This is a genomic window from Herbinix hemicellulosilytica (genome assembly GCF_002904165.1).
Classification (GTDB): domain Bacteria; phylum Bacillota; class Clostridia; order Lachnospirales; family Lachnospiraceae; genus Mobilitalea; species Mobilitalea hemicellulosilytica.
Genome location: NZ_CVTD020000017.1, coordinates 34,007 through 47,882, shown reverse-complemented (window position 1 = coordinate 47,882; position 13,876 = coordinate 34,007). Strand labels below are relative to the sequence as shown.

Here is a 13,876-nt window from a genome sequence, read left to right as displayed (position 1 = left end):
GGCATGGACAGGGTTACTGTGATTATGGCAACCTATAACGGTGAAAAATATATTGAGGAACAGATAGTATCAATTCTTACCTCTTCTTATAAGAATATTACGCTATATATCGTGGATGACGGTTCAAAGGATTCTACGATGGAAATTTTAAACCGATTCAAAAAGCAGTATCCGGATATAATAAAAATCAGCCAAAACGTAACAAATTTAGGGGTTACACAAAATTTTCTTAATGCAATAAATAATACAACATCAGATTATATCATGCTATGCGATCAGGACGATGTATGGAAGAAGGACAAAATAGAAAAGACCCTGAAAAGAATGAAGCAGATGGAGATTCAGTTCGGAAAAGATACGCCTGTTGCTGTTTTTACGGATGCTTACGTTACCGACAGTAAATTAAACATTATTCATGAATCATTTTTCAGATCGGGAAGATTAAATCCCAGACTTACTGATCTTGCTCATCTGCTTATGGAGAATAAATTAATAGGCTGTACCGTAATGATAAACGGAGCATTAAGAAAGATACTGCAAAGCAAACCTCTCCCTAAAAATGCCAGATTCCATGACGGATGGCTGGGGCTTATGGCTGCTTCTTTTGGAAAGATCAGCTTTATATCGGAGCCCACCCTGTATTATCGCCAGCATGAAGCAAACGTGGTCGGAAACAGGGGATTTCTTATGTATGTACTAGACCGAATAGGTAATATAAAGAAGCAGAAAAAAGCACTTGAGGCTTTACAGATACAGGCAAAGGAGTTTGCAGAATTATACAGGGATTATCTGGACGACAAAAAACTGGAGCTTATTTTAAGGTTTTCAAACTTAAGTAAAGAAGGCTTTTTAAGAAGAAGGCTTATTATAATAAAATACGGTTATTTAAAATCGGGTATTGTCCGTAATATAGGTCTGTTTATTATAGTCTAGCTTTGTATTATTATACACAAAATTTGCATAAAAACTTTACTGTTTATGCTTGACAAACAAATGTGTTCCTGTTACAATACATTCAATTCAAATGATATTGATACTAACAGCACTAGCCCCTATACAGTTGTACTGTGGTGTCGGGGCTATTATTATAAAGTTGCGGGATGTAAATGGTACAATGTATACAGGTACAGGATATTTTGTACATAGGGAAGGAGAATACTATGAAGCGGATGATATTATCAATTCTGGTGGAGAATACCGCCGGAGTATTAAGCCGTGTTGCCGGACTGTTCAGCAGAAGAGGCTATAATATTGACAGCTTAAGTGTGGGTGAAACCCATGATCCTGCTATTTCAAGAATGACCATAATGGTTCACGGGGATGACCAGATACTTGATCAAATCAGAAAACAGCTTCAAAAACTTGAAGATGTTATCGAAATTAAAGAGCTTACAAGCGGTGAATCGGTTACAAGAGAATTAATTTTGGTAAAGGTTAAAGCCATAGAAGAAGAACGGCAGTCTGTCATATCCATAGCGGATATATTCAGGGCCAAAATCGTCGATGTGGCTTTGGAATCACTTATGATTGAATTAACCGGAAATCAGAATAAGATAGATGCTTTTATCAAATTGCTGGAGCCATTTACAATTTTGGAACTGGTACGTACCGGTATTACGGGACTTCCGAGGGGCTCAGGGGATATAGCGGATTTTGATGACTAATGAGTGGAAATTATGATTAATAAGTTATTATAATTAATGCCTAATTATAGTTTTGATATTTAAGTATTTCGATAAAATTTATTTCATAATATAAACCATTAAAAATGGAGGAAATGTTATGGCAAAGATTTATTATCAACAGGATTGCAATTTAGCACTATTGGAAGGCAAAACAATAGCCATAATAGGCTATGGAAGCCAGGGCCATGCCCATGCTCTAAATCTTAAAGATTCCGGATTAAAAGTTATTATCGGCCTGTATGAAGGAAGCAAATCATGGTCCAAGGCAGAGGCTGCAGGCTTTGAAGTATACACCGCTGCCGAAGCTGCAAAAAGAGCAGATATTATTATGATTTTAATCAATGACGAGAAGCAGGCTAAGCTTTATAAGGAATCTATAGAACCTAACCTAAAGCCCGGAAATGCATTAATGTTTGCTCATGGTTTCTGCATTCATTTTGGTCAGATTATCCCGCCTAAAGATGTGGATGTAATGATGGTGGCACCTAAAGGTCCAGGCCATACCGTAAGAAGCCAGTATCTGGAAGGACAGGGTGTACCTTGTCTTATGGCAGTTCATCAGGATGCAACAGGAAAAGCAAAAGACTTAGCTTTGGCATATGCTTTGGGTATTGGCGGAGCAAGAGCAGGTGTTCTTGAAACTACATTCAGAGAGGAAACAGAAACAGATCTTTTTGGCGAGCAGGCCGTATTGTGCGGAGGAGTTACCGCATTAATGAAAGCAGGTTTTGAAGTACTGGTAGAAGCCGGTTACGATCCTGCCAATGCATACTTTGAATGTATTCATGAAATGAAATTAATCATAGATCTGATAAACGAAAGCGGTTTTGCCGGAATGAGATATTCAATCTCCAATACCGCAGAATACGGTGACTATATTACAGGTCCCAAGATCGTAACCGAAGAGACAAAGAATGCCATGAGAAAAGTCCTTAAGGATATTCAGGACGGAACATTTGCTAAGAACTGGCTCCTTGAAAATCAAATAGGCTGTCCTCACTTTAACGCTATGAGAAAAATAGAGGCTGAACATCCGCTGGAGAAAGTAGGAGCAGAGCTTCGTAACATGATGAGCTGGACAAAGAAGAAAAAATTATTGGATAACTAAAATAATCGGCAGGTTTACATAAAATTAGTTTAAATTATAAACAATTAATTTTTATAGGATAATAAAGTAAAACAGCTCAGTTATGATTTCTAAATTTAAGTGAAAAAAGTAATTGGGCTGTTTTATTAATGAAATTTTAATTTTTAAACCTTTCATTTTTTGAGAATTTTAGGTATAATCAGTTTTGTACGGAATTGTTGCCATAATTTATGTCAGGCAACATCCAAAATTTTTCATCATAGGAAATTTATATAATTTCCTGTTGAGAAAAATTAATACCATTAACTTTCAAACTAAACTATATAGAAAGCGGTGATCACTATTAAAGCTGAAGTAAAAAACAAAAAGCTACTTGCATGGGTTGAAGAAATGGCTAAGATGTGTCAGCCGGATCAGATTTACTGGTGTGACGGTTCACAGGAAGAAAATGACCGTCTTTTAAAAGAGATGGTTGATTCCGGTATGGCTATTCCTTTGAACCAAGAAAAACGTCCAGGATGTTATCTGTTCCGCAGTCATCCTTCTGACGTTGCCCGTGTTGAAGAAAGAACTTTCATAGCATCCAAATCTCAGGATGATGCAGGTCCTACAAACAACTGGATTAATCCTGATGAACTTAAAGAAACAATGACAAATCTGTATACCGGCTGCATGAAAGGAAGAACTATGTATGTTATTCCTTTCTCCATGGGCCCTATCGGATCTCCTATTTCAAAAATAGGTGTTGAATTAACCGACAGCCCATATGTTGTTGTAAACATGAGAATTATGACAAGGATGGGTAAAGAAGTCCTTGAAGCTTTGGGCGAAGACGGTGAATTTGTAAAATGTTTACATTCTGTAGGTGTACCTTTAAAAGAAGGCGAAAAGGATTCCTCATGGCCTTGTGCTCCTATGGAACAGAAATATATCAGCCACTTCCCTGAGGAAAAGACAATTTGGTCTTACGGCTCAGGCTACGGCGGAAATGCATTGCTCGGTAAAAAGTGCTTTGCTCTTCGTATAGCTTCAGTACAGGCCCGTGAAGAAGGCTGGCTGGCTGAACATATGCTGATTCTTAAACTTACCAGTCCCGAAGGCAAAGTTAAGTATGTAACCGGTGCATTCCCGAGTGCATGCGGAAAGACCAATCTGGCAATGCTTATACCTACAATTCCCGGTTGGAAAGTTGAAACTATCGGTGACGACATTGCATGGATGAAGTTTGGCAAAGACGGAAGACTTTACGCCATCAACCCTGAAGCAGGCTTCTTTGGCGTGGCTCCCGGAACATCAATGAAGTCCAATCCTAATGCAATGCACACCATTTCAAAGAATACAATCTTTACAAACGTTGCCCTTACCGACGACGGCGATGTTTGGTGGGAAGGCATCGGATCAGATGCTCCGGATCATCTGGTTGACTGGAGGGGCAATGACTGGACTCCGGATTCCAAAGACCCGGCGGCTCATCCGAATGCAAGATTTACAGCTCCTGCAAGTCAGTGCCCTGCTATTGCTCCTGAATGGGAGGATCCTAACGGTGTGCCTATTAGCGCAATCTTAATCGGAGGTCGCAGACCTACAACCATTCCTCTTGTTCATGAGAGCTTTGATTGGGAGCATGGTATCTTTATGGGCTCAATTATGGGGTCTGAAATTACGGCTGCAGCTATCTCCGATAAGATCGGTAAAGTACGCCGTGATCCGTTTGCTATGCTTCCTTTCTGCGGATATCATATCTGCGATTACTTACAGCACTGGCTTGATATTGGCAAGATGACAGATGCTGATAAGCTTCCTAAGATCTTCTATGTTAACTGGTTCCGCAAGGACGAAAACGGCAAGTTCTTATGGCCGGGCTTTGGTGAGAACAGCCGCGTTCTGAAGTGGATTTTCGAAAGAACCGAAGGAGAGGGCAAGGCTGTTAAGACCGAAATCGGTTACCTGCCTACTTTGGATGCTATAGATACTACCGGCCTTGATGTCAGCGAGGAAGATATGAAGAAACTTCTGACTGTTGATAAAGAAGCTTGGCTTGCTGAAGTAGCTTCCATCAGAGAACACTATGTAAATTACGGACAGAAGCTTCCGAAAGAGCTGGCTGCTCAGCTTGATGCTCTTGAGGCAAGATTGAAAGCGTAAATTTTGAACAACTAATTTAGCAATATTAAATTCGTATAATTTAAGAAAAGGGCTTGATGCATACATTATCGTTTGCATTAAGTCCTTTTTGTTTTGGACTTTTCATACGAGAAAGCTTTTTTTTTTTAATCAGAAGGGTTCAATCTATTGAGTTAATCCGTTAATTTTACTTTTTATCCTAAATTTTATTGCGCATTACTTATGTAATATGTTATAACATTAAAGAAGCTTTTTTTATGTTTTATCTATTATTTCGAAATAATATCGGATCAGAATTTTGCTATAAACAAATAGTAGTTACAGGGGAGGTACTTATGAACAAAATTCGGATAGGTATATTGGGATACGGTAACCTGGGAAGAGGAGTGGAACTTGGAATCTTGCAGAACGAAGATATGGAACTGGTTGGAGTATTTACAAGAAGAGATCCCAAGACTTTAACACTTGCCACAGAAAAATCCAAGGCTTATCATATTAAGGAAGCCAGGGAAATGGCCGATATAATAGATGTAATGATTTTATGCAGCGGAAGCAAATCGGATCTTCCGGTTCAAGGGCCGGAATTTGCTGCATTATTTAATACGGTAGACGGTTTTGATACTCATGCCAAGATACAGGATTACTATGAGAAGGTCAACGAAGCTGCAAGCAAAGCCAAAAAGACCTGTATAATAGCAAGCGGGTGGGACCCGGGAATGTTTTCCCTTAACCGTTTGTATGCAGAAGTGATATTGCCTAAAGGTAAAGGTTATACATTCTGGGGCAAAGGCGTAAGTCAAGGCCATTCAGACGCAATCCGCAGGGTGGAGGGCGTTGAGGATGCAAGGCAGTATACTATTCCTATTGAGGAAGCATTAGACAGAGTCAGGAAAGGTGAACTGCCTGATTTTACACCCAGACAAAAACATATCCGTGAATGCTTTGTAGTGGCTAAAGAAGGGGCAGACCTAAAGCGCATTGAGAACGAAATCAAATCTATGCCGGATTATTTCAGTGATTATGATACAATAGTTCATTTTATTTCAAAAGAAGAACTGGAAAAAAATCATAACAAAATGCCCCATGGCGGTGTGGTAATCCACAGCGGAAAAACCGGACTTAATGATGAGAATACCCATGTTATCGAATACAGTTTAAAACTCGATTCCAATCCTGATTTTACGGCAAATGTTCTTCTTGCATATGCAAGGGCTGCATACAGGCTCAATAAAGAAGGAATTTACGGGGCAAAGACGGTATTTGATATTGCTCCGGCTTATTTGTCAATGAAATCAGGGGAAGAATTAAGAAGAACTTTGTTATAAAGAAGTATATAACTTATACAGGGATACTTTTATAGACCGAAGATTTACAAAGGAGGAGCCATGTCAAAAATAAACGGTATAAACAATATTCAAACAACCGATTATGAAACAGGAATAAAGAAAGCCGGTCAGACAGGCGGCGAATCATTTGACACATACCTTAATAAAACAACTAATCTGGATGAAATATTTGAAAAAGCATCCCAAAAATATAACGTACCGGTAAAACTTCTTAAAGCCATAGCCAAGGCTGAATCGGATTTTAACCCCAATGCGGTATCAAAAGCGGGAGCCCAGGGGATTATGCAATTGATGCCCGGAACAGCTAAAGAATTGGGAGTTACCGATCCTTTCGATCCCGAGCAAAATATTATGGGGGGGTCAAAATATATTTCCGATTTGCTGAAACGATATAACGGGGATGTAAAACTCGCTTTGGCTGCTTATAATGCCGGTATGAATAACGTAAAGAAATACGGCGGAGTTCCTCCTTTTAAAGAAACCCAGAATTATGTGGTTAAGGTAATGAAATACATGGAAGAGGATTTTACTGCCGGTACGGTTAAGTCTTCAGGAATAAGTAAATATAACGGGCTTGCCGCAAAAACGGTAGCAGGAACAGCAGGAGTAAATCAAGCGCCTGATTGGGTTATTTCACCCGCATTTCCTAACGGTAAGATAAGCATGGATAGTATAGCTGATGTGATGGATTTACTTTTCTCTTATCAGGACTATTTGAATTTTATTGATATCTTTTTAAATGACAATAATAGTGACAATAATAACAGGTATAATTTTTTCTAGATAATTAATTATAATCTTCAATCTATAATGTAAAAAAAGAAGGGATATATTATAAAATTCAGATATATCCTTTCTTTTTTATCCTTTCATTTTGGTATTTAAAAAGTAACTGGACCGGATACTATTTATCAATTTGGATGCGGCATAATAAATTTTCTGTTTACTAATCTGTTGTTGTTATTTTAATATAATAATATGTCAATTTTGCGAAGCAAGAAATTATAACAGTTTACTTAACGGACGAGAACAAAATTTCATTGGTGTTTTTTTACGGTTACTGTGCCGTACTTATATAGGGGGGAGTAATTATGTCGCTTATTTCGGTTAATAATTTATCTTTCAGCTATGACAGCGCTTTTGATATGATATTTGAAAATGTCAGTTTTCAGATAGACACGGACTGGAAACTGGGTTTTATAGGAAGAAACGGAAGAGGGAAAACAACATTCTTAAAACTGCTTATGGGTAAATATGAATATAAGGGCAGTATTACGGCTTCGGTAAGTTTTGATTATTTCCCTTTTGAAGTAGAGTTTAAGAACAGAAATACCATGGATGTCATAAAGGATATTATTGCGCCATTTAAAGAATGGGAAATGGAAATGGAAGAATGCCTTAAAAACGGCGATCTTCACAGATACGGGCAGATACAGGAGCTATATCAAAAACATGACGGATATATTATAGAAGAGCTGATCCAAAAAGAACTGGCTAAACTTAAGGTAAAAACTGTTGTTCTTGATCAGCCTTTTGATACTTTAAGTTTCGGGGAACGGACAAAGATTATGATTGCTGCCCTTTTCTTAAAGAAAAATAATTTCCTTCTTATCGATGAGCCTACTAATCACCTGGATATGGAAGGAAGAAATATATTAGCTGATTACCTGCAATCAAAGAAAGGATTTATTCTTGTATCCCATGACCGGGCTTTTTTGGATAAATGTATAGATCATGTCCTGTCAATCAACCGTTGCAATATTGAAGTTCAAAAAGGAAATTTTTCATCCTGGTATCAGAACAAAACCATGCAGGACAATTTTGAAATTGAAAGAAACAAACAGCTGATAAAAGAAATTGATTCATTAACTGATGCTGCAAGAACTACCGCAGGTTGGGCCAATAAAGTCGAAGCCTCAAAAATAGGCGGTCATGTGTTTGACAGGGGATATATTGGACATAAATCTGCAAAGATGATGAAGAGGGCAAAAGCTATTGAAAGGCGCAGACAGGAAGCCATAGAGGAAAAGAAAAGCCTGCTAAAAAATATAGAACAGGCGGAACCTTTAAAGATAAATATACTGCCGTTTCATAAAAAAGGGTTAATTAATCTGGAAGAAGTAAGCCTTTATTACGGGAGCAGAAAAATAGCATCCGATATAGATTTTAGTGTAAAAGTCGGTGACAGAGTGGCTATAAAAGGAAAGAACGGATCCGGAAAGACGACTCTTTTTAAGCTTCTACTTGGCACCGATGTTGAATATACGGGGAAGGTATATGTGGCTTCCGGGCTTAAAATATCATATGTGTCGCAGGATACATCATTTTTAAAAGGATCATTAAAGGAATTTACGGACAGGTACGGGCTGGATGAAACAATTTTTAAGGCTGTCCTTCGTCAGATGGATTTTGAGAGAGGACAATTTGACAAGGATATGAGAGATTTCAGCATGGGACAGAAAAAGAAAGTTTTACTGGCAAAAAGCCTGGCAGAGCCTGCACACATATTTTTGTGGGACGAGCCTTTGAATTATATTGATATATTTACCAGAATGCAGCTGGAAGAGCTGATTTTATCCTTTAAGCCTACCATTGTATTTATTGAACACGATGAGATATTTGCTCAGAAAGTGGCTACAAAGGTTGTAAATCTATAATCAAAACTGTATCCGGGTTTAATTATCATAACGGACTGATTTTAAGTATTATTGTTTTTAAGAATTTTTAAAGGCAGAATGTTATTATTAGTTTTAATAATATTATTATTAGATTTATTATTGATCTGGTTTATGTAAAGTGTTTTACAGTGACTCATATGCAGTTAATCCAGATACTATATATGCTATGTTTTTAAACTAGTTGATTTTATTTTCGAAAGTATTAACCATATAAAGTCCCTAATAATGCCTGAATACTCATTAATATTTTGAGTATTCAGGCTTATTTTTTACCGGAGATATGCCTATGATTTTTACCTGATTAATTTATACAATATATGATTATCGGAAAGATCCGGCTGATAAAAGTGAATAGAGTATAAAATAATTCTTGTTTACGTAGAGAGTTTCTAGATCGAGCTTATTTTAATTAAGAATATTGTTTTAACTAATAAGCATAGTAATTTATTTCATTTAGGCAAACTAATAAAAAATACGGGTAAATGAAAAATTAGGATATTATTTTAATGTAACTAACATAAAGTAAAATTTTTCATTTATTTGAATGAATTGTCTTAAAATGAACATAATACATAAGTGTGTTGTTTGCATTTGGCTGAAAATTAGCCTAAGAAAATAATAATTGGGGAGTAGGCTTATGGCAAAAGTAAATCTGGGAATAGATATAGGTTCAACTACCGTAAAGATTGTGGCTTTGGAAAATAAAAAATTGATTTATAAGGCTTATGAAAGGCATTATTCGGATATGACCGGAACCGTAGCCAGGATGATTGCCGACTGTTATAAGAATCTCGGAGTATCGTCATGTAGTGTAAGTATTACAGGTTCGGGAGGTTTATCCGTATCTAAGTGGCTTAATCTGCCTTTTTCGCAGGAAGTTGTGGCTTGCACGAAAGCGGTAAAAGAATTTATTCCCGGAACCGATGTGGTAATAGAACTGGGCGGTGAAGATGCGAAAATAACCTATTTAAAAGGGAATGTGGAGCAACGCATGAACGGCAGTTGCGCCGGAGGAACCGGTGCTTTCATCGACCAGATGGCAGCTTTGCTTAATACCGATGCGGCAGGTCTTAATGAATACGCCAAAAATTACAGGGTAATATATCCTATAGCTTCCCGGTGCGGAGTATTTGCCAAAACCGATATACAGCCTTTATTAAATGAGGGGGCAAGAAAGGAAGATATTGCGGCGTCTATTTTTCAGGCTGTGGTAAATCAGACCATCGGGGGACTGGCCTGCGGAAAACCCATAAGAGGAAGGGTGGCTTTTTTGGGAGGGCCTTTGTATTTCTTATCAGAGCTGCGCAGACGGTTTACCGAAAGCCTTAAAGATGCCTGTCAGGAGTTTATATGTCCCGAAAATTCACAGCTTTTTGCTGCCATAGGTGCTGCGCTGCTTGCCGCAAAAGAAGCCCCCGTATGTTTTAGAGGTCTTTGCAATAAGGCTCAAAAGTTAATTAATAAAAAAGAAGATAGGGTTATCACCCTGGCTCCTTTATTTAATAACGAAGAGGAATACAAGGATTTCAAAGAAAGACATGACAGGGCTAAAGTGAAAAGAAAAGATTTGTCTGAATATAAGGGAAAGGCGTATCTGGGAATTGATGCCGGGTCTACCACAACCAAGGTAGTACTTATAGGAGAAGAGGGAGAAATCCTGTATTCCCATTATTCTAAAAACGAAGGAAATCCGGTGGGCAAGCTGGTAGCCATACTTTCAGATTTATACGAAAGACTTTCAGAAGGGACAAGCATTGTAAAATCAACAGTTACCGGATACGGAGAAGCTCTTATAAAAGCGGCACTCCATGTGGATCTTGGCGTGATTGAAACTGTTGCCCATTATAAGGCAGCAAGATACTTTTTGCCTGAAGTGGACTTTATCCTGGATATCGGAGGCCAGGATATGAAATGCTTAAAGATAAAAGACGGTGCCATAACTCATATCCTCTTAAATGAGGCCTGTTCTTCAGGCTGCGGCTCATTCCTTGAAAGTTTTGCTTCCTCCTTAAATTTATCAATAGACGAATTTTCCAAACAAGGTTTATTTGCCGATACGCCGGTGGATTTGGGTACAAAATGCACCGTGTTTATGAATTCCAAGGTAAAGCAGGCCCAGAAAGAAGGAGCGCGTATTTCCGATTTGTCAGCAGGCTTGGCTTATTCGGTTATAAAAAATGCCCTATATAAGGTTATTAAAGTTAGGAAAGAAGAGGACCTGGGAAAACATATCGTTGTTCAGGGCGGAACATTTTATAACGATGCCGTACTTAGGGCTATGGAACAGGTACTTGGGATAAATGTAGTACGCCCTGAGATTGCAGGACTGATGGGAGCTTACGGGGCGGCTCTTTATGCCAAAGAACATGAGGAAGAGGGTAAGTTAAGTTCACTTCTGTCAAGCAAAGACTTAAAAAACTTTACTATGCATTCCTCGGTAAAAAGGTGTGAGGGATGTCAGAATAACTGCTTGTTAACGATAAATACATTTTCAGACGGCAACAGTTATATAAGCGGTAACAGATGTGAAAGAGGTGGCTTGTCTGTAAGTATTGAAGAAGGCAAAGGATTCAAAGAAAAAAGGACCGGGATTGACAGTTTAAGTAAAAAAGAAAGTGAAAAAGGCGGCAGAAAGGATGATAAGAAGCTTCCTAATCTGTATGATTACAAATATCATAGAACATTTAACTATACGCCGCTTCCTATATCGAAAGCTTATCGTGGAGTTATAGGGATACCCCGTGTCCTAAATATGTATGAAAATTATCCTTTCTGGTTTACTTTGCTTACTAAACTGGGATTTAGGGTGGTGCTTTCTCCTCCTTCCGGTAAAAAGATTTTTGAAAAAGGTTTAGAAACCATTCCTTCCGAATCTGCCTGCTACCCTGCAAAGCTATGTCACGGGCATATTTTAAGCCTGATTGAGCAGGGGGTGGATACCATTTTTTACCCGTCGGTGGTGTATGAGAAAAAAGAATACCCCAATGTTAACAATCATTACAACTGCCCGATTGTGATTTCATATCCGGAAGTTGTAAGAAACAATATAGATGAGATAAAAGCAAAACAGGTAAAATTTATATCTCCATTTTTGTCACTGGACAATGAAAAGGCATTGACAAAAAGGATTGTAGAAGAATTTAAGGATTTCGGAGTCACTTACAAAGAAGCAAAGGAAGCGGTTTTTGAGGCTGTAAGAGAAAGAGAAAAATATAAGAATGATATAAGGAAGAAGGGAGAAGAAACCTTAGAGTATCTTAGAAAACACAATAAAAAAGGAATAATCCTTTGCGGAAAACCTTATCATGTCGATCCGGAGATTAATCACGGCATTGCAAAGCTTATATCTTCTTACGGACTTGCCGTACTTACCGAAGACAGTGTTGCCCATCTTACGGATTTAGATTTCGAACTTAGAGTAGTTGACCAGTGGACGTATAATTCAAGGCTTTATAGGGCGGCTTACCTGGTATCCAAAGAACCGAATCTTGAGCTGGTGCAATTAAATTCCTTTGGTTGCGGGCTGGATGCGGTAACATCAGATCAAATCGAAGAAATACTTGCCGCTGCGGGGAAGATGTATACTATGATAAAAATTGATGAAGGCAATAACCTCGGAGCCGCAAGGATCAGAATCCGCTCACTTTTGGCCGCTATGGAAGAAAGGGAAAGAAACGGCATACAACACACAATAAAAGAGATCTCATACAGGAGACCTTTGTTTACAAAAGCCATGCGGCATACCCATACCATACTTGCTCCCCAGATGGCGCCGATCCATTTTGAACTGATAAAGGAGGCTGCCAATACAAGCGGCTACAGGATTGAAATTTTGCCTGCCGTTGACCGTGAGGCTATTGATGAAGGTTTAAAATATGTAAATAACGATGTTTGCTATCCGGCTATTGTAATGGTGGGCCAAATTGTTAAGGCATTAAAGTCGGGATTATATGATATAAACAATACTTCGGTAATCCTTACCCAAAGCGGCGGAGGTTGCCGGGCAACCAACTACTTTGCATTGCTTAAGCTTGGCCTTAAGCAGGCAGGTTTTCCGAATATTCCGCTGATATCGGTTAATACAGTAGGCTTGGAAAAACAGCCGGGCTTTAAATATTCATTTGGCCTCTTAAACCGTGCGCTTTTGGCCTTACTTTACGGGGATTTATTTATGAGGCTTATAAACAGGACAAGGCCCTATGAACGTTTTCCCGGATCAGCCAATCTTTTGCTTGAGAAGTGGATGGAAATTGCTAAAGACAATATAAGGGACGGCAGCTTAAGAAAATTTAAATCAAACGTTAGATCAGTAATAAAAGAATTTGACCGTTTGGAATTAAGAAACATTAATAAACCTAAAGTGGCGGTAGTGGGCGAAATCCTGCTTAAGTACCATCCGACCGCCAATAACGACATTGTAAATATAATTGAACAGGAAGGGGCCGAAGCAGTTGTACCCGATCTTATGGATTATTTGCTATATTCTGCTTTTAATGCACGATTCAGATACAGATATCTTGCCGGGAAGAAACTGAATATGATGCTCGGAAACTTTGCCATTAATTATATACAGGCTTATCGCCGGGTAATTCAAAAAGAATTGGGTAAAAGCAAAAGATTTATTCCTCCGACACCTATTGAAGAACTGGCATGTTTGGCTTCCCGGGTCCTTTCTCTTGGCAATCAGACGGGGGAAGGCTGGTTGGTTACCGCAGAAATGATAGAGTATATAGAACAGGGAATTCATAATATTATCTGTGTCCAACCCCTGGCCTGCCTGCCTAACCATATGACCGGCAAGGGAATGATAAAACCTGTCAAAGAGCTTTATCCTTTTGCAAATATAGTCCCGATAGACTATGATCCCGGATTATCCTTTGTAAATCAACTGAATAGGATTAAGCTGATGATGGCCAACGCATTTGAAAATTAAGGGTGTCAGGTACAGTTAACAAA

8 protein-coding genes are annotated in these 13,876 nt (G+C 38.5%); all 8 read left to right on the top strand.

Translation table 11 applies throughout. The annotated features are described in order from the left end of the window. Window positions 1–3: 3 nt before the first annotated feature. The 8 genes from HHT355_RS08140 (at window position 4) to HHT355_RS08105 (ending at window position 13,853) form a co-directional block, all read left to right on the top strand. The gene (locus HHT355_RS08140; RefSeq protein ID WP_103202947.1) at window positions 4–933 is read left to right on the top strand and encodes a glycosyltransferase family 2 protein; all 930 of its coding nucleotides are present in this window, start codon (window positions 4–6) and stop codon (window positions 931–933) included. Between the two features lie 227 nt (window positions 934–1,160). After that, window positions 1,161–1,664 carry an acetolactate synthase small subunit gene (ilvN, locus tag HHT355_RS08135; protein WP_103202946.1) on the top strand — a complete coding sequence of 168 codons (504 nt, stop codon included), beginning with the start codon at window positions 1,161–1,163 and terminating at the stop codon, window positions 1,662–1,664. 118 nt (window positions 1,665–1,782) lie between these two features. After that, window positions 1,783–2,793, top strand: coding sequence for a ketol-acid reductoisomerase (ilvC, locus tag HHT355_RS08130; protein ID WP_103202945.1), 1,011 nt, complete (start codon window positions 1,783–1,785; stop codon window positions 2,791–2,793). Between the two features lie 312 nt (window positions 2,794–3,105). After that, window positions 3,106–4,917, top strand: a complete 1,812-nt coding sequence (locus tag HHT355_RS08125; protein ID WP_330403389.1) for a phosphoenolpyruvate carboxykinase (GTP) — start codon at window positions 3,106–3,108, stop codon at window positions 4,915–4,917. 314 nt (window positions 4,918–5,231) lie between these two features. Continuing rightward, window positions 5,232–6,221 (top strand): diaminopimelate dehydrogenase, encoded by a 990-nt coding sequence (locus HHT355_RS08120; RefSeq protein ID WP_103202944.1) that lies wholly within the window; start codon window positions 5,232–5,234, stop codon window positions 6,219–6,221. A gap of 60 nt (window positions 6,222–6,281) precedes the next feature. Continuing rightward, window positions 6,282–7,025, top strand: coding sequence for a lytic transglycosylase domain-containing protein (locus tag HHT355_RS08115; protein WP_103202943.1), 744 nt, complete (start codon window positions 6,282–6,284; stop codon window positions 7,023–7,025). A 308-nt stretch (window positions 7,026–7,333) separates the two neighbouring features. Continuing rightward, the gene (abc-f, locus tag HHT355_RS08110; protein WP_103202942.1) at window positions 7,334–8,899 is read left to right on the top strand and encodes a ribosomal protection-like ABC-F family protein; all 1,566 of its coding nucleotides are present in this window, start codon (window positions 7,334–7,336) and stop codon (window positions 8,897–8,899) included. Window positions 8,900–9,557: 658 nt separating this feature from the next. Continuing rightward, window positions 9,558–13,853 (top strand): 2-hydroxyacyl-CoA dehydratase, encoded by a 4,296-nt coding sequence (locus HHT355_RS08105; RefSeq protein ID WP_103202941.1) that lies wholly within the window; start codon window positions 9,558–9,560, stop codon window positions 13,851–13,853. Window positions 13,854–13,876: the final 23 nt, after the last annotated feature.